23 protein-coding genes and 2 pseudogenes are annotated in these 20,328 nt (G+C 55.9%); 15 read left to right on the top strand and 10 right to left on the bottom strand.

Annotated elements, in window-relative coordinates; translation table 11 throughout:
- Positions 1–130: 130 nt before the first annotated feature.
- From A985_RS28715 to A985_RS28710, 4 genes and pseudogenes are all read right to left on the bottom strand, one after another.
- Positions 131–334: pseudogene (locus A985_RS28715) on the bottom strand (IS3 family transposase); the annotation flags it as partial.
- 12 nt (positions 335–346) lie between these two features.
- Entirely contained in the window at positions 347–784 is a 438-nt protein-coding gene (locus A985_RS29520) for an IS110 family transposase (protein WP_232424690.1), read from the bottom strand.
- Positions 747–1,145: an IS110 family transposase gene (locus tag A985_RS29515; RefSeq protein WP_232424691.1), complete on the bottom strand. Its 399-nt coding sequence runs from the start codon at positions 1,143–1,145 to the stop codon at positions 747–749. The genes A985_RS29520 and A985_RS29515 overlap by 38 nt, the downstream gene beginning before the upstream one ends.
- A gap of 9 nt (positions 1,146–1,154) precedes the next feature.
- Positions 1,155–1,440: pseudogene (locus A985_RS28710) on the bottom strand (transposase); the annotation flags it as partial.
- Between the two features lie 194 nt (positions 1,441–1,634).
- Between A985_RS28710 and A985_RS26335 the strand changes: the two are divergent.
- From A985_RS26335 to A985_RS0119705, 11 genes are all read left to right on the top strand, one after another.
- A complete protein-coding gene (locus A985_RS26335) occupies positions 1,635–1,958 on the top strand; it encodes a non-heme iron oxygenase ferredoxin subunit (protein WP_017235107.1) in 324 nt (107 codons plus the stop codon).
- Between the two features lie 114 nt (positions 1,959–2,072).
- Positions 2,073–2,957: a fumarylacetoacetate hydrolase family protein gene (locus A985_RS0119750; protein WP_017235106.1), complete on the top strand. Its 885-nt coding sequence runs from the start codon at positions 2,073–2,075 to the stop codon at positions 2,955–2,957.
- The gene (locus tag A985_RS0119745) at positions 2,950–3,948 is read left to right on the top strand and encodes an ornithine cyclodeaminase family protein (RefSeq protein ID WP_017235105.1); all 999 of its coding nucleotides are present in this window, start codon (positions 2,950–2,952) and stop codon (positions 3,946–3,948) included. The genes A985_RS0119750 and A985_RS0119745 overlap by 8 nt, the downstream gene beginning before the upstream one ends.
- 46 nt (positions 3,949–3,994) lie before the next feature.
- Positions 3,995–5,092 (top strand): cupin domain-containing protein, encoded by a 1,098-nt coding sequence (locus tag A985_RS0119740; protein WP_017235104.1) that lies wholly within the window; start codon positions 3,995–3,997, stop codon positions 5,090–5,092.
- A 27-nt stretch (positions 5,093–5,119) separates the two neighbouring features.
- Positions 5,120–5,617 carry an aromatic-ring-hydroxylating dioxygenase subunit beta gene (locus A985_RS0119735; protein ID WP_026132178.1) on the top strand — a complete coding sequence of 166 codons (498 nt, stop codon included), beginning with the start codon at positions 5,120–5,122 and terminating at the stop codon, positions 5,615–5,617.
- A 19-nt stretch (positions 5,618–5,636) separates the two neighbouring features.
- Entirely contained in the window at positions 5,637–6,890 is a 1,254-nt protein-coding gene (locus A985_RS0119730) for an aromatic ring-hydroxylating dioxygenase subunit alpha (protein WP_017235102.1), read from the top strand.
- A gap of 83 nt (positions 6,891–6,973) precedes the next feature.
- Entirely contained in the window at positions 6,974–8,197 is a 1,224-nt protein-coding gene (locus A985_RS0119725) for an ABC transporter substrate-binding protein (protein ID WP_017235101.1), read from the top strand.
- 76 nt (positions 8,198–8,273) lie between these two features.
- Positions 8,274–9,137: a branched-chain amino acid ABC transporter permease gene (locus tag A985_RS0119720; RefSeq protein WP_017235100.1), complete on the top strand. Its 864-nt coding sequence runs from the start codon at positions 8,274–8,276 to the stop codon at positions 9,135–9,137.
- Between the two features lie 3 nt (positions 9,138–9,140).
- Positions 9,141–10,148, top strand: a complete 1,008-nt coding sequence (locus A985_RS0119715; RefSeq protein ID WP_051060294.1) for a branched-chain amino acid ABC transporter permease — start codon at positions 9,141–9,143, stop codon at positions 10,146–10,148.
- Entirely contained in the window at positions 10,135–10,878 is a 744-nt protein-coding gene (locus A985_RS0119710; RefSeq protein ID WP_017235098.1) for an ABC transporter ATP-binding protein, read from the top strand. The genes A985_RS0119715 and A985_RS0119710 overlap by 14 nt, the downstream gene beginning before the upstream one ends.
- Positions 10,878–11,573: an ABC transporter ATP-binding protein gene (locus tag A985_RS0119705; RefSeq protein WP_017235097.1), complete on the top strand. Its 696-nt coding sequence runs from the start codon at positions 10,878–10,880 to the stop codon at positions 11,571–11,573. Before A985_RS0119710 ends, A985_RS0119705 begins: the two co-directional genes overlap by 1 nt.
- Positions 11,574–11,719: 146 nt before the next feature.
- On the opposite strand, the gene A985_RS29880 is transcribed toward A985_RS0119705, so the two are convergent.
- From A985_RS29880 to A985_RS0119690, 3 genes are all read right to left on the bottom strand, one after another.
- Entirely contained in the window at positions 11,720–11,830 is a 111-nt protein-coding gene (locus A985_RS29880) for an IS3 family transposase (RefSeq protein ID WP_085982708.1), read from the bottom strand.
- Positions 11,808–12,116, bottom strand: coding sequence for a DDE-type integrase/transposase/recombinase (locus A985_RS27935; RefSeq protein WP_017235096.1), 309 nt, complete (start codon positions 12,114–12,116; stop codon positions 11,808–11,810). Before A985_RS27935 ends, A985_RS29880 begins: the two co-directional genes overlap by 23 nt.
- A 478-nt stretch (positions 12,117–12,594) precedes the next feature.
- Positions 12,595–13,515 carry a LysR substrate-binding domain-containing protein gene (locus A985_RS0119690; protein WP_017235094.1) on the bottom strand — a complete coding sequence of 307 codons (921 nt, stop codon included), beginning with the start codon at positions 13,513–13,515 and terminating at the stop codon, positions 12,595–12,597.
- 160 nt (positions 13,516–13,675) lie between these two features.
- Here A985_RS0119690 and A985_RS0119685 point away from each other — a divergent pair, with 160 nt between their 5' ends.
- The 3 genes from A985_RS0119685 to A985_RS0119675 all read left to right on the top strand — a co-directional run bounded on the left by A985_RS0119685 (position 13,676) and on the right by A985_RS0119675 (position 17,329).
- Positions 13,676–14,491: a citryl-CoA lyase gene (locus A985_RS0119685; protein ID WP_017235093.1), complete on the top strand. Its 816-nt coding sequence runs from the start codon at positions 13,676–13,678 to the stop codon at positions 14,489–14,491.
- A 50-nt stretch (positions 14,492–14,541) separates the two neighbouring features.
- A complete protein-coding gene (locus A985_RS0119680) occupies positions 14,542–15,720 on the top strand; it encodes a CaiB/BaiF CoA-transferase family protein (RefSeq protein WP_026132175.1) in 1,179 nt (392 codons plus the stop codon).
- Between the two features lie 247 nt (positions 15,721–15,967).
- Positions 15,968–17,329, top strand: a complete 1,362-nt coding sequence (locus A985_RS0119675; RefSeq protein WP_017235091.1) for an MFS transporter — start codon at positions 15,968–15,970, stop codon at positions 17,327–17,329.
- Positions 17,330–17,541: 212 nt separating this feature from the next.
- Here the strand turns inward: A985_RS0119675 and A985_RS29680 are convergent, their stop codons facing one another.
- The 3 genes from A985_RS29680 to A985_RS0119665 all read right to left on the bottom strand — a co-directional run bounded on the left by A985_RS29680 (position 17,542) and on the right by A985_RS0119665 (position 19,492).
- Complete coding sequence (locus A985_RS29680) at positions 17,542–17,694, bottom strand: integrase core domain-containing protein (protein ID WP_083902376.1); 153 nt, start codon at positions 17,692–17,694, stop codon at positions 17,542–17,544.
- A gap of 131 nt (positions 17,695–17,825) precedes the next feature.
- Positions 17,826–18,338, bottom strand: a complete 513-nt coding sequence (locus A985_RS0119670) for a bacteriohemerythrin (protein ID WP_051060289.1) — start codon at positions 18,336–18,338, stop codon at positions 17,826–17,828.
- A gap of 185 nt (positions 18,339–18,523) precedes the next feature.
- Entirely contained in the window at positions 18,524–19,492 is a 969-nt protein-coding gene (locus tag A985_RS0119665; protein WP_017235089.1) for a PDR/VanB family oxidoreductase, read from the bottom strand.
- 236 nt (positions 19,493–19,728) lie between these two features.
- On the opposite strand from A985_RS0119665, the gene A985_RS29510 reads away from it, so the two are divergent.
- The coding region (locus tag A985_RS29510) for an MFS transporter (protein ID WP_232424688.1) at positions 19,729–20,328 on the top strand (600 nt) is incomplete at its 3' end.

Genomic DNA, 20,328 nt, shown 5'->3' with positions numbered 1-20,328 from the left:
ACGAAAGGCTGGCCGGTCCAAGTCGCCGTGCGGAAAAGCTGCTGTTCCAGTAGGGAACAGAAACCAAGCTACTCTGTAGGTCTGGGAGCTGGACTATGTGCGGGCGCGTGGAGAACGCATTCTGTAGTAGTCAACTCGCGCTGGACACCGGGTTAAGTTTTTCTTTCGCAACAGCCGGCGCGATGCCGTTGTTGAACTGCTGAGGTCGCAGCCAGTTGTACCGGTGCATCAGTTAGTATCTGACGTCGCGGTGTGCGTCTACCGCTGTCATGTATCCGGTTGCGGGTACCCATTCGGTTTTCGGACTGCGGAACAGTCGCTCCATCGGTGAATTGACGCTCCTATGTCAAGCGATACGCGCCGAATTGGCGAGATCATCCAGGATGAGGGGATATAGCTTGCTGACGATGTAGCGCTTCAGGCGGCGATGGATTTCCTTGCTAGACATACCTGCGGCAGTGCGTCGTTCAACGTAGGCCCTCGTTCTGGGATCGCTCCGCATCCGTACCATGGCGATGGTCCACAAGGCGTTGTTCGCGGATCGATCTCCGCCTCTGTTCGGGTGGTGTCGTATCGTCTTGCCAGACGACGCCTGAAAGGGACTTGCGCCGCATAACACCGCTAGCGCGGCCTCACTTTTCAAGCGTTCGGGGTTGTCGCCCGCAACGGCTACATGAATCGCCGCAGTCTGCGGTCCGACACCGAACCGTCCCCTGAGCCGTTTGGCATGCTCGTTGGTCGAATGGTCACGCATTGCATCCAGCGCCTTGAGCTCTTCTGCCAAAGAGAGCCATCGCTTGGCCAGCAGGTGCAGCGACAGGCAGCGCCCGCAGCTGATTGATGGTCTGCGGCTTCGCCTTGACGGCGCTGCGCCTGGCAACAGAGACGGCTCGCATCGCTTTGACCGCTCCAGACCGTGTCTTTGGAATGGCCGTTGCACTTCCTGAAAGGACCGATCGCGCCGCATTCTCCGAGTCGGTAGGATCGGACTTCCCTCGGGGTCTGCGCGCTGCCCGGTCCGGGCGATTCACTCCCAGCACTTCAATTTCGTAGTCCCTTAGTACGCGAGCCAAGTCAGCCCCGTAGGTGCCCGTTCCTTCAACGCCAGCGCGTAGCAGGTGACCGAACGAATTTGCCCCCGTCAATAGTTTGAGATACCTTGCCGCTATCCCTCTGCAAAGTACGCGGCGGCTTTTTCTAGAATGTCGCGCTCCTCGGTCATGCGCTTGAGCTCGGCCTTCAGTCGCCGAACCTCGGCTCTCTGATCCAGCTCCGCCTGCCGCAAAGCGTCGGGCCTGCCAAACTTCAGTTTCCAGGCGTAAAGGCTGTGGGTCGTGATGCCCAGCCGCTGCGCCACATCCGCCACCGAATGACCCCCCGTTCGGTTACCTGTTTGACTGCCTCGATCTTGAACGCGTACGTGTACCGCTTGCCGCTCATGCCGACCTCCTCGGTTGCCATAAATTATGGCTCGAAGATGTCTACGAACGGCTGGCAGGTCCAGACCCCTCCTGATCGGAACAAGTGCTGTTCCCGCCAATTTCTTGTCCCGTCGGCGTGGTAACAACAGAATTGCACCATGATGAGGAAGCAACTCGTGTCCGGGTTCACAGATAAGCGAAAGGAGGGGTGTCGTGAGCAATCAGTGGTTGGATGTCCACGCTGCAGACGGAGTCTCGGTCGAGGCTCCTGTAGTCGTGATCGCCGATGGCGATGAAATTGCCCTGTACCGTGTGGATGACCAAATCTATGCGACGGCCAATCTCTGTACCCACGGCAGCGCCAGACTTTGTGACGGATTTCTAGAAGGGCATGAGATTGAGTGCCCGCTTCATCAAGGCCGTTTCGACGTGAGAACGGGCGCTGCTCTGTGTGCGCCGCTTACCGAAAACATCCGCAGTTACCCTGTGCGGATTGAAGGCGGACGTGTGTTCGTTAAGGCCGGCGACGAATCCTGAGCCATACCGGAACAACTGCTGTTCCCGCTACCGCGTTTCTTCGCGGCAGTGCCAGGCGCAAACTGCAAACTGGCCGGCATGGCAGCGAAGCCAAATTTCCATAGGAGGCATTGGATGAGACTGGTCAGCTACGTCGACCGCACAAGTGCAGAGCCAAAATCGTCGTACGGGATGATGGTCGGAGAGAGAATCGTCGACCTTGCGACGCCGACGGTGAAAACGCTGCGCGATGCGCTTGCGACCGAGGGTATTGCCGGCATCGAACGTCGCGCAATGGCTGCGGACGCGTCCTCAACAATTTCAATTAACGACGTAACGCTTCTGCCGCCCATCACGGAACCTCACAAGATACTGTGCGTTGGACTGAACTATTTTTTGCACGCCCAGGAAGCCGGTATGTCCGTGCCGTCCAGTCCGTCGGTCTTTGTGAGATTCAGTTCCTCATTCGTTGGGCATCGTGAGTTCGTCGTACGGCCGCCGGAGTCCGAGCAGTTCGATTACGAGGCGGAGTTGGCGGTCGTTATTGGGCGTGTGGCGCGCCGTGTTAGCGAGGCGGAGGCAATGGATTATGTGGCAGGTTACTCCTGCATCGCAGAGAACTCGGTGCGAGACTGGCAGCGCCATTCGGCACAGGCGACTCCCGGCAAAAACTTCGTCAACTCCGGTGCATTCGGGCCGTGGCTGGTTACCCGTGATGAGGCGCCGAATTATGAAAAAATGACCATAGTAGGCCGGTTAAACGGCGAGATTGTGCAGCAGGACACTGGTGCAAACATGATTTTCCCGGTGCCGTCACTTGTCGCGTATTTGTCGACGTTTACTGAATTGCTCCCGGGCGACGTCATTGCGACAGGGACACCCGCTGGGGTGGGGATGTCACGAAAACCACCGCGCTACTTGCGCGAGGGTGATGTGTTTGAGGTGTCCATCAGCGGAATCGGGGAACTCCAAAACCCGGTCAGAAATGAATTCTATACTAGCAGAGGTGACGATGAATAACGAGGCGGTTTGGCTGAGCGAGGCGGATATCACCTCGCTTGTTAGTCTCAAAGATACAGTTGCAGCGCTTGAGGATGGTGTACGCCAGCTTGGGCAAGGCACTGCTTTCAATGTCGCAAAGGCTCTCGGTAGCTTGGGAGCAACGTCGTCGATGCATTCGCTCGGGTCGGCGATGACAGATTCGGGATTTTGCGGCTATAAGAACTGGATCAACACGCCAGCAGGTGCGAAGGCCGTGTTCGTCCTCTTCGATGGAAACGAAGGACGTTTGCTGGCGGTGATGGAGGCAAACAGTCTTGGGCAACTGCGCACTTCGGCAATTACGGGACTCGGGACAAAGTGGGTCGCCCGCGAGGGCGCGAACGAGATGGCCATGATTGGCAGTGGGCGGCAGGCACTTGCCCAAGTTGCGGCGGTTCATCTGGTCCGCCCGCTAAAGCGTCTCCGCGTCTGGAGTCCAACGCCGGAGAAGCGTAGTGCCTTTTGTCGTTCCGTTTCGGAAGCGCTCGACATCGAGGTATCCGAAGCCACGACGGTCGAGGAAGCGACGGATGGAGCGCCCATTGTCACGACGGTGACTCGTGCTCGGGAGCCGTTCCTGAAGGCGTCCATGCTCTCGCGCGGCGCGCATTTGAACGCAGTCGGAGCGATTCTTCCGAACAATGCCGAGCTAGACCAGGACGTGTTTTCGCGCGTCGGATTCATTGCCGTCGATGACGTCGCCAACGCGCGCAAGGCTTCCCGCGAGCTAATCGACTATTTCGATCATGGGCCGGGTGCTGGCAACTGGGACCTCGTTCGTCCTCTCGGCGGCGTCATTGCCGGAAGCGAGTCCGCTTCGTCCGATTGCGATATAACGTTGTTCAAGTCCATGGGTATGGGGATCTCAGACCTTACGGTAGCGGCGTTGGCGTACGAGCGGGCCGTGCAGCGCGGTAGCGGTACGCAGCTCAAACTGACGAGCAAAGGGGAAATCCGCTTGACGAGTTGATCACTATCGAGCCCCAACATCAAGCAAAGCAGATAAGGAGACTTTGATGGATAACGGTATTACTTTGGTTGATCTGAGCAGCAAGCCGGCACGCGAACAGGCGCTTTGGCCGACCGTGGTGCTGCGAAAGGCGACGATTGACGCTGAGATTGAGCGTCTCGCAAGCATTGATCGCCCCGCGAACGGGCAGCGGATTGCTGCGGTCAATCACCCCATGAATTCAGGGCCCGTGCCGGCGTTTGCGCCCGGCATTGACGTGCAGATCATTGTGCTCAAGCCGGGTGAAAGGAGCTCGCCAATCCTGCGCAACTCGAGTCGCGTCGATATGTGCATTCGAGGTCGCGGCATCGTCCGGACTGGCGCGAAGTCCTTTGAGGTTGAAAAGTTCGACGTATGGAACTCGCCGTCCATGCAGGTACAGGTCATCGAGAACAATGGCCCGGATCTGTTCGTGCGCCTGTCCTACAGCAACGCTCCGTTACTGGAGCGGCTCGAGGTTCACTACGTAAACGATAACCCGCAGATTGCGGAGCCGAAAGGCGAGTCGAGCCACGCTGACGAAAATGTTCATCGAGCCCGGGACGCCTCGAAGGCAATCCCGATTGGCGCGGACGGAGCGCAACTTCTGGGCTACGAATGGCTCGTCGACATTGATACGGTCGATTCGAAGGCGCTGCACTGGCCGTGGAAAGAAGTCTCTCCGCACCTCGAGACAGTGTACGGGATGGACCTCGCCTACACCGGCCGTCACCTGTATGTGCTTTACAACCCGGCGACAGAGCGTCGGATCGGCACTTCGCCCAGCTTCTTCGCGACCATCGCGAAACTGCCCCCCGGCAAGGTCGACAAGCCTCACCGCCACACTTCCGCTGCAATCAACTACATCATGTGGGGGCATGGAAAGAGCGTGGTAAATGGCGAGAAAATTGAGTGGGACGAAGGCGACCTCCATTTCTCTGCCCCAGGGTGGTCGGTCCACAACCATGCGTCGCGCGAACAGGGGTTCGTTGCTCTGACGATTCAGGATCATCCGCTGCACATCGCCAATGAATCATTGCTCTGGCAGGAAACGCTCAAGGCGCCGATCCTTAAGCTCGGGACGGATCACGGCGTGCAGACGAATCTGGTCGAAGCGACGGAGTGAGGGCGTATGAAATTCAGGATTGCTCCCATTGTGCAAAGCGTGCCACGCAGCGCTGAGATCATCTCGATGGAGAATGGTCTCCGGAGTCTGTATGACGAGATCGCGGACATTCTCGACCAGGATGAGGTGGAGAAGTTTCCGTCGTATTTCATCGACGATTGCGTTTACCAAGTTGTCTCTCGAGAGAACTATTCGCAGGACTTGCCGCAGGCCACCATATATTGCGACGGTATTCACATGGTGCGTGACCGTGTGACGGCATTGCGAGAGACACAAGTCTTTGTGCCGAGAATCTGGAGGCATTTCATCAGTGGGGTTCGCATCACGGGCATCAGCAACGGTGAGATCCACGCGCGGGCCAACTTTCTCGTTACGGAAGCGATGTCGGATGCAGACCCAACAGTGTTCCTTGTAGGACAGTACCTGGACGTACTGGTGCACGAAGGTGGATTCTTGAAATTCAAGCAACGCCTCGCCGTATTCGACAATCACCACGTCCGGCGATCGTTGATTTTCCCGGTGTGACTCGAACGAGGAGACAAATATGGAACATGCCATGGCCGTCCAAACGGCGTCTTCAAACGAAAGCGAACGCCACTGGCCGAGCGAAGGATGGACACGTGTGCCTTATTGGGTGTACACGGATCCGGAAATCTATGAGCGCGAGCTTGAGACGTTCTTCTATGGGCCGACCTGGAACTATGTAGCGCTTGAGTGCGAGCTTCCCGAACGCGGTTCGTACAAGCGTAGCTGGATTGGAGAGCGTCAGGTCGTCGTAGTGCGAGGTGAGAAAGACGCGATTCATGTATGGGAGAACAGATGCGCACACCGGGGCGCTAGGGTGTGCTGGAAGAATAAAGGCAAGGAAGATTCGTTCACCTGCCCGTACCATCAGTGGAACTACGCTTTGGATGGCCGACTGCAAGGCGTGCCACTCAAGCGCGGAGTGCTCAAAAAGGGGGGCATGCCTTCTGATTTCGATAACGCCCAGCATGGCTTGCGGCCCCTTTCTGTACACGTTGAGGGGGGGGCGATCTGGGCAAGCTTCGCTGAGCACCCATTGCCCTTCGCGGAATATTGTGGTGAAGACGTAATCACTAATCTGCGCCGCCAGTTTCCGGGTAAGAAGCTGAGATTGCTGGGCTACAACCGCCAACGTATTCCCGGAAACTGGAAACTCTATTTTGAGAATCTGAAGGACCCGTACCACGCGACGTTGCTGCACTCGTTTCTAATCACGTTCGGTTTGTGGCGCGCGGACACTCAGTCGGAGTCGATTCCCGCCGAATCAGGGCACAGCATCATGGTCTCGCGCAACGTCGGAAAGAAGAAGACGGAAGCTGCGGCAGAAATCGCACGATTCAAGGAGTCGCTTGAGCTGGAGGATTCCGATACGGTCACACCGAGATCGGAATTCAGTGACGGGAAGGTCGTCGCCATTGCCCACTTTCCTAGTGTTGTGGTGCATCAGCAGGCGAATACCTTCGGAATGCGGCACGTGATTCCGAAAGGAACGGATTCGTTTGAGCTTGCATGGACGTTTTTTGGGTATGAGGACGACGACGAAGAGATGACGCGTCTGCGTGTCCGCCACGCGAATCTCTACGGGCCCGCTGGGTTTGTTGCCATGGAGGACGGAGAGGTTCTTGCCGAGTCGCAGCTGGGGGCGCACCACTACGGACATCGCGCCGCTGTGCTTGAAATGGGTGGCCGCGAGGTCGAGCGACAGGATCACATGGTAACGGAAGTTCTCATTCGAGCGTTCTACAAGCACTATCGCTCGATGATGAAGCTGTAACAGGCCGAATGTGCTTTTAGCGACAAAAAACGAAATACAGACTTCATATCGATAGTTGATTCGAAAAAAGAAACGGAGGAGACATGTCCAAGCAGCCTGAAGATAGCGTGGTTGGGCCTTCGCGTCGTAGATTCATTAAGGGCGTAGGCGCCATGGGCGCGTCTGCTATTTTTGGAGGTTCTGCGCCCGCTGTTCTAGCCAAATCCACGGAACCCCTGAAGATTGGGGCGCTGAACACCTACTCGAAAGTATTCGCGGCGTTAGGTCAAGCTAATCTCAACGGGATGAACTTGTATTTTGACCAGATCGGCAACACGATTGCTGGGCGCAAGATCGTGTTGCTAAAGGAGGATGATGAGCTCAATCCTCAGGTTGGACTTCAGAAACTCCGGAAGTTAGTTGAGTCAGATTCCTGCGATGTGGTCACTGGCATGCAAGGCAGTAATATCGCGATGGCCGCCGTTCAATACATGCGTCAGAGCCAGGCGTTTGTTCTTTGCTCCGGCGCGGGCATGACGGATCTGTCATACACCGGCTTGCCTTATCTCTTCCGTTGCTCGACATCGTCGTACACGACGATGTCGACGATGGGGGAGTGGATGTATGCGAATCTTGCTAAAGCGGTCGTTCTCTCCGCGTCTGACTTTGGAGGTGGTCGCGATATCATCGGGGAATTCAAGGCGGGCTTTGTGAAGCATGGCGGATCTATCATCAAGGAAATATATCCGCCGTTGGGGAACAACGATTTCAGTCCCTATCTCGCGGATATCCGAAGTGCCGGTGCCAAGGCTTCATTTAACTTCTATGCGGGAACAGATGCAGTTCGGTTCGTACGGCAATACGACGAATTCGGCCTGCGTTCGAACTGCCAGTTGACTGGCTCCGGATTCATGCTCGAGGGCGATACTCTGCCCGCGCAGGGGCGTTCTGCTTTGGGTGCAATCAATGCGTTGCACTATGCCGACACACTCGATAACGCGGCGAATAAGAAATTCGTAGCCGATTATCAGGCGCGATACAAGGATTTTCCGAACGTGTACGCGGAGTATGGTTATGTCGCGGCACGTGTCCTGCACGCAGCGATCGAAGCAACTGATGGCAACACGAGTGACAAGAAGAAACTACGCGAGGCGATGCGCGCGGTGAAATTCGAAGCGCCGCGCGGCCCATTCAGGTTCACGCCGGAAACTCAGAGCCCGACCCACAACATCTATGTCCGGCAAGTAGCTGAGGTCAACGGCCGGATTACGAACAAGGTTATTTTCACGGCGCGAGAAGTACCGGAGCCCGCAAAGCGCCCCTCCTGATTCTAACGGGACACGTAACGTTGCAGAGAGGCCGGTATCTTGCCGGCCGAAGCATTCGTCACGATTGGATGATGCTATGGATTTCTTCATTTCTCAGTTCATCAACAGCCTCGCCTTAGGGGCGTTGTTATTCATGATGGCAGCGGGCCTGTCGCTGATTTTCGGTTTGATGAATGTCGTCAACCTTGCTCATGGATCATTCTTCATGATTGGGGCATACACTGCGATCACGATTATTCATCTAACTGGAAGCTTCTGGCTGGCCTTGTGCATCGGATGGATACCCGCAGCAGTAGTTGCGTTTCTGGTCGAGCGCGTGTTTATTCAGACGTTGTATAAGGCAGGTCATCTGAAGCAGGTTTTGCTGACCTTTGGGTTCATTCTGGTCTTCGGAGATGCCTGCAGGTTTCTGTGGGGGACCGAGATTCTCAACTTAGACCCACCGGCCTTCCTCAATAGTAGTCTGCACGCAGGAAGTATCGTTGTGCCGCTCTACCGATTCTTTGTGATTCTATTTGGCGCGGTAACAGGCTTTGTGCTCTGGTGGTTCCTCGAACGAAGCCGATTGGGGGCGATGATACGGGCTGGAGTTGACGACGCGGCGACGGCGGCTGGCATCGGAATCAATGTGTCATTGCTGTTCAGTGCCATCTTTACGCTGGGGGCCGCGCTTGCCGCGATTGGCGGCATCATCGCCAGTCCGATTATGGGTGTCTATCTCGGGGTGGACATTGATATTCTCATTCCGGCCTTTATCGTTATCGTCGTCGGCGGAATGGGAAGTCTCCGAGGTGCGTTCGCAGGAGCAATGCTCGTAGCCTTGATTGACACTTTCGGTAAAGCACTTTTCCCGGACTATGCGCTCTTCCTGATTTATCTATTGATGATCGGAGTTCTGCTGATTCGGCCAGAAGGATTGTTCGGGACTGTAAAGGGGTAACAAGTGGAACTTCGGAGTCTGGTTCGCACGTTCTCCGTGCTATGCGTTCTTTTGGTGGCTGGCGCCTTCACAAGTGACTATGTAACGGGAATCATTGCGGAGATCATGATATTCGGCATTTTTGCGATGAGCCTAAACTTGCTCGTCGGCTACACGGGAATGATGTCGTTCGGGCATGCGGCGTTCTTTGGCATGTCGACCTATACGGTCATCGCGCTAGGAGTGCACTTTGGCATCTCCGGCTGGTTAGGTCTCGGTGTCGGCATCTTGGCCTCCACGCTCCTCGCGATTCTAATCGGCATTTTCTGCATACAGGTGTCCGGGATATCGTTCCTCATGCTTACGATGGCCTTTTCTCAATTGCTCTACGCGGCGGCCCTCAAGTGGCGCAACGTTACGGGAGGCAGCGACGGTTTGACCGGTTTCGTTGCGCCTGATCTGTTCGGCGTGAGTCTCGCTCAAAGCGCGTCCGCGCGCTATGCGGTTGTGTCTGTGGGCTTTCTTCTGGTTGTCTTACTATTTTCTTGCCTGGTGCGCTCGCCACTCGGGTCGATTTTCGTTGGCATTCGCGAAAACGAGCAGAGGATGCGGGCGATTGGCTATCCCGTGCAGCGATTCAAGCTGCTGGCGTTTGCGATTGCAGGGGCACTCGCGGGGGTCGCCGGCGCGTTGTACGCGTTCTTTAACGCCTACGTGTCAACGGACATCCTGCACTGGCAACAGTCGGGTGACGCAATGATTATGGTGGTATTGGGAGGCAGCGGAACGGTTTTGGGCCCAGTTGCCGGGGCTGCGATTTTCGTCTTGTTAAAAAATATCATCAGCTCGCACAACGAATATTGGGCGTTCTGGGTTGGGTCAATCTTCATTTTGTGTGTCATGTACATGAAGCAGGGCGTTCTCGGTTTCCTTGTCGAGCGACTGGGTGCTCGCAAAACAAAAAAGCGAAACTCGCGTCGTAATGTCTCTTCGGCGGTCCAGCCAGCGGAGGCTAAGAATGACATTGCTTAAGACAGAAAAACTGCGTAAAGCGTACGGAAGTCTTGTCGTCACGAAAGACGTCGATCTGGAGATTGCGCGTGGTCAGCGGCATGTCATCATCGGGCCAAACGGTGCCGGGAAAACCAGCTTGGTGCATCAGCTGACAGGGCAGGTTCGCCCGACGTCAGGCAAGGTGATCTTCAAAGGGGTTGAGGTGGCCGGAGCCGCCCCCGACATGCTTTGTCAGATGGGAATGGGGCGTACGTTTCAGAAGAATAACCTCTTTCCTAGCCTATCGGTTCGAGAGAATGTGCGCCTAGCTGTCCAAGCCAAGAAAGGCGGGTGGTATGAGTCGTTGCGTTCCGTTCAATCAAGGCGTACGCAGTGGGAATACGCTGATCATCTGCTTGAAAGCGTTCGGCTATCGGACGGGTACGAGCGACGGGTTTCGAACCTCTCTTACGGCGAGCAGCGGCAGCTGGAAGTTGCAATTGCACTTGCTTCGGACCCGGAACTGCTATTGCTGGATGAGCCTACATCCGGGATGTCGCCCGCCGAAACGGATCGCATGATTGATCTCGTGAGGGGGCTGTCATCGACTCTCGCGGTATTGATGATCGAACATGACATGAAGGTCGTCTTTTCGATCGCTGACCGTATAACCGTGCTTTACTACGGCGAGGTGCTGGCCTCAGGCAGCCCGCGAGAGATACAGGGAGATGCGCGCGTTCGCGAAGTCTACCTCGGAGGAAAACACTGATGCTCGATGTAAACGACGTTCACGCCTTCTACGGAAATAGTCATATCCTTCACGGGGTGTCGCTGCAAGTGAAGCTAGGCGAAGTGACATCGCTACTTGGGCGAAATGGTGCCGGCAAGACCACTACAGCGCTGTCGGTGATGGGCTACCTCAAGCCGCGTAGCGGCAGCATCACATATGCGGGAAAGTCAATTGGCGGATTGCCATCGTACCGCGTATCGCGTCTTGGACTGGGCTTCGTTCCGCAGGAGCGCGGGATATTCCCAAGCCTTTCAGTTGAAGAAAACTTAACGGTAGCTGCGAGATCGGGGCGCGACAAGCGATGGACCCTTGAGCGGATCTATCAGATGTTCCCTCGGTTGAAGGAGCGTCGACAGAATCGTGGCTTCCAGCTGTCAGGGGGAGAGCAGCAGATGGTCGCGATCGCGCGAGCGCTAATGCTCAACCCGTCAGTCATTATTCTCGACGAGCCGTCGGAGGGACTCGCTCCGCTCATCGTCGATGAGATCGTCGAAATCCTGCGGAGCATGAAGTCAGAGGGCTTGGCAATTCTGCTGATTGAGCAAAATCTCAGCGTCGCTTTGGATTTGGGCGATATGCACTATGTATTGTCCAAGGGGCAGGTCTGTTTTAGCGGAACGAGCGAAATGCTGCGTCATGACGAGCAGGTCCTGAGTGACTATCTGAGTGTCTAGCACCTCGTAGGAACGGAGCCGATTCTGACTTGGGTGATAGCGTGGGCGGTTCCTGAAGCGCGTGATTCGGCTAGTAGGGCGACGCACAATGAACCGTCCCGGATTTTAACTGACCAGCAGAAGGTGGACGGTCACGATTCCGCCGATCAGGCGGTGCCTCTCAGCCGGTACTCCACAGGGCTGAGGCCCCGCAGCCCGAGCTTGATGCGCTCGCGGTTGTAGTAGTGGACGTAATCATGCACGCCGGCTACGAGCATTATCAATGCTGCTGGGCGCCGCAAGATGGAAATACTCGGCCTTCAAGGTGCCGAAGAAGCTGTCAATCGCCGCGTTGTCAAAGCGGTTGCGCTTACGGCTCATGCTTTGCTTGACTCCGTGCCGCGCGAGCATCGCTCGATAAGGCTGCATCTTGTAGTGCCAGCCTTGGTCCAAGCGCACGATCAGTTCGGTGTCGCACCTAGTCTGCGACAGCGCTTCCGAGATCCGTCGGTATCCGTAGCGGCCCTTGTGCTCGTCATAGTCGGCGCGAATCTTGACCCGCATAGAACTCTGCTGGCCGGCACGCTGGCTCGCCTAGCACTGGTAGTAGAACGTGCTGCGTGCTAGGCATGCTATCTGCAACAGATCCGCCAGTTTATGTTAATGCCACAACCCGGCAATCAGTCGCGCTTTGTCGGCACAGCTGATTTCGTCGGCCGTGGATTGGCCCCTTGAGTAACCGGCTACGAAGCTCTGGACGACCTCGAGTTTAAACTCCGTTGTGTGCGTCTTCATGAAACCCGTTGAAGTTTGTCCAACTTCTGGGGGGCACTTCAAAACCAGGGCGATTCATCCATAAATTACATTGATAGTCTTATATTTGTGGACTTTATGGGTACTCTAAGTATCGGATATTTCCGGCGAGGCCAATATTCGAAAGCACACATGAAGTGTGACGCTTCACCGAAGTTTATTTGCGTATCCGCTGAGAGTTCGTGCGTTGGGACGTCCACGAGCAGTCGGGCGAAATTGCGGCGCGAGTCTATGCAGTTCGCCTTGCAGTTCTCGACAAGCGAGTAGATCGACTTTCTTCCGTACTGACTGCGCGCACAATCGACGCTAGCGTGCGCGCCGCCTCTGATCGGCTCCCATCGGTTCTCCACAGCAGACCAGGCGTTCGCGTGGGGGTGGGGCTTTCCAGTGGAATCATACGCACATCGTTTCGCCTTAGCGCATATTGGGAGACGATGGCGGCGATATCGGTATTGCTCACTAGCTCTAACGTTGGCGCGATGGCATTCATCTCTGCCACGACGATGGGCGTCGCGTTGGCCAGCCGGAAGTTCTCCTCGAGCGACGAGCGCGTCGAGAAGGGATTCGGAAGAAGGACCATCTTCTGTCTATGGAGCTCGGACATTCTTACAAACCGGCGCTTGGCAAATGGATGAAGGACAGATACTGCGAGCATCATCTCCTCCGTAAACAACGCCTCGAAGCGAAGCGTCGGTGCATGCGCGGGTTTGTACGTAACGCCGAGATCGAGGGCGTCGCGGACCAGCGCCTCGACGATATCGTCAGCCGCCATTTCCATCACTTCGACACGCACGGATGGGAACTGCGTGATGAAAAGTGAGATGCACCGCGGCATGATGCGCATGTTGAAATTGTGCGTTGTTCCGATTTTTACGACACCGGTCATCTCTTTGGCCGCAAATCTTACGGACGAAACACCTTCGTCGACTTCCAGCAGTGCGTTGCGGGCGCGCTCAAGAAAGACTTCTCCAGCGCGCGTCAACGTTACTTTTCTGTTTTCACGTTCGAAGAGTAGGCATCCGAGCTCCTCTTCTAGTTGCCTGATCTGATGTGAGAGTGTCGATTGGGTCACATGCACCGTTGCGGCTGCTGCTGTGAAGTTCAGTTGGTTCGCGAGCGCTACGAAGTAGCGCAGATGTCGAAGTTCCATATCTTTGGCGACGGCGCCCGGTAGGAGGATGAATCGATGCCATCGATTGTACTCCAGCGAAAAACGTCACTTCTATCGATGGACGTGAGGTTTTACACTGGGGCGCAATGACAGCGTGGCTACGATCTACGCGAGACCGAATGGATGAAAGGACTAGAAGATGAAAATCGGTAAGGAGACGGTTCCACGCACTGCGATTTCAACATCCAACTCTTCAACGATTGTCGTACGTGGCCGGGACCTTGCGGAAGAGCTGATTGGAAAGATCTCGTTTGCTGACTATTTTTTTATGCTCGTTACGGGCGAGAAGCCATCCGCAGCGGCGTCCGCGGTTCTGAATGCCGCGCTGGTGGCAATTGCCGAGCATGGCTTGGTGCCCAGCGTCCAGGCGAGCCGAATGACCCTCGCAGCCGCTCCGGACGCCCTTCAAGGTGCCGTCGCTGCGGGTGTACTTGGATGCGGTTCCGTGGTTCTCGGGGCATCGGAGAGTTGTGGCAGATTCCTCGCTGAAATTCGCGAAAAGGCGCTCGACAGCGGTGACCTGCCGGCGGCCGCACGCAGCGTGCTGGTTGAATATCGGCAAGTCAAAAGGGCTATCCCTGGCTATGGCCACCCTCTGCATAAGACTCGAGATCCTCGTGTTGCAGCGCTTTTCAAGGTTGCCGAGGAGGCAGGAGCAAGTCTTGAATACGTGCGGATCGCCGAGGCGGTTGAGGCGGCCATTCCCGACGTACTTGGAAGGCCACTTGCAATGAACGTATCGGCTGCGCTTCCTGCGGTGCTACTGGGGGGCGGCTTCCCTCTTACTGCGCTGAAAGGTGTTCCGATTCTCGCGCGCGTAGCTGGTCTGATCGGCCACCTTACGGAGGAGTTGGCGCGGCCCATCGGCTTCGCGCTGTCATATCAGGCGACTCGACAAGTCATTTTTGACGGCAATGTCCCGGCTGGGTTTGAGCCCGATGGAGAAGTGGCGTGAAGCGCCTTGTAGAAGGCGCAAATATCATTGATTCTGGGAAAGAGGCAGAGATGGGGAAGGTACTTGGTGGTGTGCGGGTCATCGAACAGGGAGCTTTTATTACTGGCCCTGCAGCGGCAATGCTCCTTGGCGACCTTGGGGCGGATGTGGTGAAGGTGGAGCACCCGGAGAACGGCGATCCGTATCGAGCGTTTAAGGGCGGCCTCTACAGCGCGCACTACCAGGCGTACAACAGGAATAAGCGAAGCGTGACGCTCGATACGAAGACGGCTCCCGACTTGGCCCTGTTTGACGAACTTATTCGCGACGCGGATATTTATATTCAGAACTTTCGACCTGGAACGGCGGACCGCCTGAACGTTGGATACGAGAGGCTATCTGAAATCAACCCAGAACTGATCTACTGTGCAATTACTGGCTTTGGCCCAACCGGACCATCCGCAGGCCGCCCGGCTTACGACTCGGTTGCGCAAGCGATGAGCGGGTTGCTCGGCCAGTTTGTGAACCCAGCCGAGCCGCGCGTGGTTGGGCCCGCTATCGCTGATTCATTGACCGGTCTCTACGCCGCCTACGGGATTCTCGGTGCACTACATGAGCGCAACCGTACTGGCGTCGGCTGCAAAGTGGAGATTTCGATGCTGGAGGCGATATCGCATTTCAATCTCGACGCTTTCACGCAGTACTACGTTGCCGGAGAGGTGGCGGGTCCGTACAGCCGACCGCGCGTGTCTCAGTCGTACGTGATGGAATGCAGTGACGGAAAATGGTTGGCATTGCATTTGTCCTCACCTGAGAAGTTCTGGACGGGCCTTATTGAAGCCATAGAAATGCCGGCATTACTCTCGGACTCCAAATTCGCTGATCGCGCAGCACGTATCGCGAATCAGGATGATCTGATCAAGGAGCTCGCAGCAGTGTTTATTTTGCGACCGCGCGCCTTATGGTGTGAACGACTAGAGGCCAACGACGTGCCACATGCGCCAATGTACGACGTGAGCGAAGCGATGGAGGATCCGCAGGCGAAGCACATGGAGTTGGTCGTCGAAACTTCGCACCCTGTGATGGGTGCGTCCCGGACTGTGCGACCGCCTTTTAGTTTTGATGGTGATCGCAATACAGCGATTGCTGCCCCACCAATACTCGGCGAGCACAACGAGGAGATCCTTGGGCCGCTTCGGGCGCGAGTGGGTCGGAGTGGCGATGGGCATGCTACCGCGCAAAGCGAATAGCTGATAGACATGCTTCGAAAGCTTGTGATTGCACGGTCAGTGCTTGTTGAACCTGGAGATCAGTTAAAAAATATTCTAGGTTATAGCCTATGCCGGTCTTCATTGCTAAAGAAACGCCGTTTAACGTCGAGCGATCCAGCGAACATTGGTGATCTGGATCCGAAATAAGAAGATTTACATTAGACACAATCAATAACCAAATAAACCAGATCCCGCACATAAAATAATTGACGGGGTGGAGACAAACATGTTCGAAAAATCATCCGCGTTGCATGTTCCCAGCACGCCATCACGACCGTTCACTGAGTCGGATGAGAGTGGTACGTATGCAAAGATTAATATCAGAATAATCCCGGTGCTTCTTTTTGCATTCATCCTTGCTTATCTCGATCGGGTGAATGTGGGTTATGCCCAGTTGCAGATGAGGCAGATGTTGGGATTTTCCGATGCGGTGTATGGGTTGGGGGCAGGGTTGTTTTTTATTACATACATGATCTTCGAGTTGCCAAGTAACCTTTGGCTCGAACGTGTTGGCGCGAGAAAGACATTTGTGCGGATAATGGTGCTATGGGGCCTATGTTCCACGGCGACCATGTTCGTTCGAACACCCGTCGAATTTTACATTGTTCGTTTAATGCTCGGTGCGTGTGAAGCGGGCTTTTTTCCGGGCCTCATGCTTTATCTGACGTACTGGTACCCAAGTGGGAGGCGCGGTAGGGTGACTGGATTTCTGCTTTCTGGCATTCCGATTAGCGGGATACTGGGCGGTGCGGTATCTGGGACGATTATCTCTAATCTCGATGGGGTATGGGGTTTAGCTGGATGGCAATGGGTGTTTCTTCTTGAAGGCTTACCGACGGTTATTTTCGCCTTTGTCCTGTATGTCTTGTTGCCAGACCGGCCGGAGGATGCCAACTGGCTGCGGGATTCCGAGAAAGAGCTCGTTAGGGCACTCTTGAATTTCGACCACAGCGTGGACGGCGACAAAGAGCGATCGCGGGGAAAAATTTTCAAGGTGCTCGCGAACCCGCAAACCTACATTCTGTCGTTCATATATTTCTGTCTGCTATGCATGGTGTACGTCATGACCTTTTGGTTGCCGACGATTATCAAAATGCTCGGAGTGAGTTCGCTAGGAAAGATTGGTTGGGCTACAGTAGTCCCGTATGCATTTGGACTCCTTGGGCTGAACCTGATCAGCTACAGCTCAGATATTTTCAGGGAGCGTCGTTATCACGTGGCGAGTACGCTCATTTTCGGTTCAGGCACGCTGTTTGCAACTACTTTCGTTCACTGGACTTTCTTGCCAACGATGGCGCTGTTGTGTTTGTCGTCTTTTTTTGTATTCGCTTCGGCGCTCTTTTGGGCCATTCCGCCGACGCTGTTTGGCAAAGAATCAGCTGCCGCCGGCATCGCAGTCATAAGTTCAGCCGGTACACTGGGCGGCTTCGTAAGCCCATGGCTGATTGGTACTCTTAAGACCGTTACGGGTAGCATGCAGGGCGGACTTGGCTGCGTTGCGGTTCTTGCGTTAATGGGTGGGCTGCTAACGATCTTCGCGTTACCTCACGGAGCTGTTCGAGTCGGGAATAGCGATAGAAGCCATTAGGTGGCGAGTTCCAGAATTTGATAGAGAGGGGCGAAATAAGGCAATCGGCTGGTCATCCCATCTTGAATTTCGGTAAAGCTCTTGGGAGTATCGTGCCCACTTAACGAATAAGTGGGCACGTGAGCACTATTGTCGAAGAAGAAACGCTTTCCGAACGCCGTCGCCAGCGATGCTACAGCGAGGATGTAATGACCCAGCAAAACCTGCTCAGGTTAAGCGGCTAACGCGAATGCCTCAGTCGGGGTTTTCATCTTCAGCGCCTGATGGGGCCGTCGATGGTTGTAGTACTGAAGCCAGTCGGCGATCACGCGACTGGCGTGCTGCAGCGGTTCGCAGTGGTTCGCGTTAAAACCGCCTGCCTCTATCGAGGACTACGTGAAGCGAGACGTGTGCCGGTGGGTCCTGTCGCGATAAGCGTTGAGAAAGAATTGCCACTTGGGATTATTGGCACTTCGGAGCTATTAGCGGGGTTCCCCAGTCGGACATTCACGCGCAATCAGATCGATTGACGCGCGGCAATCGATCGTCTGAACACGACAGGCTTACCACCCATCGTCTGCTTCGTCATCCATGCCGCCAGAGCCGAGTCGAGGTAGTCCGCGTGACCGGGAAACCATTCGAAAAGGCGCAAGCCAAGATCTCGTACCAGTTCTGCGCCGGCCCAGCCTTCCGCGAGCGCAGCCTTCACGTCACCGAGCGATTTCAACACTGCCGCATGTTCTTTGATGTGGCAGTCGCGTGGCGGAAAATTCGTCGCACGCATCCAGTCGTCTTCCTCCTCGAAATGGCTAAGAGCGTGCTGTTCGAACAGTTCTAGCGACACAGCGGCCGTCGCGTCCGTGCACGTCACCAACCGCAGCGCTACCGTATAGAACTCTTTATGAACGTCGTCCATCGGCGTGAAGCCGAGTAGTCGCGTGTCGTTCCAGACAAGACTATTGTCGGTGATCGGCGTCGGGGCGTCAGTGTCTCTCGTCGGAGACGTTCGTGGAGAAGTTTCGGCCATCATGTTCAATTGCTCCTGCTATATCGATGTGCTGCACCAACTGAGCGAAGCCGCTCGACCGGGAACTTGCTTAGCCTCGTAGCCCCACAGATCAATTCATGCGTATCCGTGACCGGTCGGTGCATTTCGGTGTCCAGACCCATTGATGTGGCCGGTGCTCGACGCGTTCGTATTCCACCCGGCGCGACTCAAAGATCGAGGACCAGCTCCGCGGTTTTTGCACGCGACACGCAAACCATGATCTGCGTCTCTTTCTCGTCGTCGCGCAGCACCAGATCCCGATGATCGGCCTCGCCTGAGCACAATCCTGTCTTGCACGAACCGCAGGTGCCGCTTTCGCACGAACTCGGCACGCGCACGTTGGCGTCGCGCAGCACCTCGAGGATCGAGCGATTGGCGGGAATGTCGAACGAAGTGCCGCTGCGCGAAAGCCGCACAGTGAACGGCGTACTATCGCGCGCATTCGCATTGCTTGCGCCGAAGCTCTCGAAGTGCACTGTGCCCGACGGCCAATGGCCGGTCATGTCCTGCACGGTGTCCATCAGCGCCTTCGGGCCGCAGCAGTAAACGTGTTGCGCCGACTTCGACCGCTCGAATACCGGCCAGAAGTCGAATGCCTTCGACGGGTCCCCATGATCGTGATGAATCTTCACGTCCGCGCGCCATTCGTCGCTGGTCAACTCGTCGAAGAACGCCGTACCCTCCGGATCTCGGGCGAGGTAATACAGCTTGAACGAACGCAGGCCTTCGGCCCGCAATTGCCGCGCCATCGACAGCATCGGCGTGATACCGATACCGCCTGCGACGAGAATGAACGACTTTGCGCGCTCATCGAGCGGGAACTCGTTGCGGGGCAAAGAGACGTCTACTGCGTCACCCTCGACCGTATCGTCGATAAAGCTCATCGACCCGCCACGTCCGTTGCTGTCACGCTTGACCGCGATGACGTAGCGATTGCGCTCCTGAGAATCATTGCACAACGAATAGCTGCGTCGCGAGCCGTTAGGCACCGCAACGGTCAAGTTCGCACCCGCCTCGAACGGGGGCAACGGCGCACCTTGCGGGTCGGTCAATTCAAAGCGCCAGATGTCACGCGCGATCTTCTCCTTGCTCGTAATCTTCAGACGAAGAAAACCGTCTTCCAGTAGGGGCGTCATGTCTGTCTCCTTTTGACCAGTCCAGTCTTGTGATGGGTCACCATAAGTGGCATCATATTACTAGATATCTAGTAATGCAAGTCGGGAAAAACGATGCTTGCCGATCTCGCTCTCGGTATAAACCCGCGCTTGCCAGCGACATAAAGCCGCCGTAACCTTAAAATTAGACGTCTAATTATAACGGTGTGGACGCTGTTCCTGCCGGTATCCAGAGTGAAATTAGGAGACATTCAGTCATGACACATTCAACGTTGCACGCCGGGGACATATCCCTGTCCGCCGTAGCCGACCCAGCGGAGGAGGCGACTTACCGCAAGATCACGCTCAGGCTAATGAGTTTTCTTTTCCTTTGCTGGGTCCTCAACTATCTCGATCGCGTCAACATCAGCTTCGCGCAGCTGCAACTGAAGCACGATCTTGGGTTGAGCGACGCGGCGTACGGGCTAGGCGTGAGCCTGTTTTTTATCGGTTACATCCTGCTCGAAGTGCCGAGCACGTTATTGTTGCAGCGCATTGGTGCCCGCAAGACCGTCACGCGGATCATGCTGCTGTGGGGCGGTATCTCCACCGCCATGGCGTTCATGACGGCGGCATGGCAGTTCTATCTCGCCCGGGTGCTCCTCGGCGCGGCTGAAGCGGGCTTTTGGCCGGGCATCATCCTTTACCTTTCGTATTGGTATCCGTCGAAGCGCCGAGCGCGTATCACGTCGCGGTTCCTGCTGGCGATCGCGGTTGCGGGGATTGTCGGCGGTCCGCTCTCGGGGTTCATTCTGCAAAACTTCGTTGACGTCTGGGGCTTTCGCAACTGGCAATGGCTGTTCTTTCTTGAGGGCGTA

Source organism: Pandoraea sp. B-6, from assembly GCF_000282835.1.
Taxonomy (GTDB): Bacteria; Pseudomonadota; Gammaproteobacteria; order Burkholderiales; family Burkholderiaceae; genus Pandoraea; species Pandoraea cepalis.
This window is presented reverse-complemented; position numbering and strand designations above follow the sequence as displayed.

Bases quoted from the DNA above. Each gene is read 5' to 3' on its own strand.
- A985_RS0119750 (WP_017235106.1), top strand. From the start codon at position 2,073: ATGAGACTGGTCAGCTACGTCGACCGCACAAGTGCAGAGCCAAAATCG.
- A985_RS0119745 (WP_017235105.1), top strand. From the start codon at position 2,950: ATGAATAACGAGGCGGTTTGGCTGAGCGAGGCGGATATCACCTCGCTT.
- A985_RS0119740 (WP_017235104.1), top strand. From the start codon at position 3,995: ATGGATAACGGTATTACTTTGGTTGATCTGAGCAGCAAGCCGGCACGC.
- A985_RS0119730 (WP_017235102.1), top strand. From the start codon at position 5,637: ATGGAACATGCCATGGCCGTCCAAACGGCGTCTTCAAACGAAAGCGAA.
- A985_RS0119725 (WP_017235101.1), top strand. From the start codon at position 6,974: ATGTCCAAGCAGCCTGAAGATAGCGTGGTTGGGCCTTCGCGTCGTAGA.
- A985_RS0119720 (WP_017235100.1), top strand. From the start codon at position 8,274: ATGGATTTCTTCATTTCTCAGTTCATCAACAGCCTCGCCTTAGGGGCG.
- A985_RS0119710 (WP_017235098.1), top strand. From the start codon at position 10,135: ATGACATTGCTTAAGACAGAAAAACTGCGTAAAGCGTACGGAAGTCTT.
- A985_RS0119705 (WP_017235097.1), top strand. From the start codon at position 10,878: ATGCTCGATGTAAACGACGTTCACGCCTTCTACGGAAATAGTCATATC.
- A985_RS29880 (WP_085982708.1), bottom strand. From the start codon at position 11,830: ATGCTCGTAGCCGGCGTGCATGATTACGTCCACTACTACAACCGCGAG.
- A985_RS27935 (WP_017235096.1), bottom strand. From the start codon at position 12,116: ATGCGGGTCAAGATTCGCGCCGACTATGACGAGCACAAGGGCCGCTAC.
- A985_RS0119690 (WP_017235094.1), bottom strand. From the start codon at position 13,515: ATGGAACTTCGACATCTGCGCTACTTCGTAGCGCTCGCGAACCAACTG.
- A985_RS0119685 (WP_017235093.1), top strand. From the start codon at position 13,676: ATGAAAATCGGTAAGGAGACGGTTCCACGCACTGCGATTTCAACATCC.
- A985_RS0119680 (WP_026132175.1), top strand. From the start codon at position 14,542: ATGGGGAAGGTACTTGGTGGTGTGCGGGTCATCGAACAGGGAGCTTTT.
- A985_RS0119675 (WP_017235091.1), top strand. From the start codon at position 15,968: ATGTTCGAAAAATCATCCGCGTTGCATGTTCCCAGCACGCCATCACGA.
- A985_RS0119670 (WP_051060289.1), bottom strand. From the start codon at position 18,338: ATGATGGCCGAAACTTCTCCACGAACGTCTCCGACGAGAGACACTGAC.
- A985_RS0119665 (WP_017235089.1), bottom strand. From the start codon at position 19,492: ATGACGCCCCTACTGGAAGACGGTTTTCTTCGTCTGAAGATTACGAGC.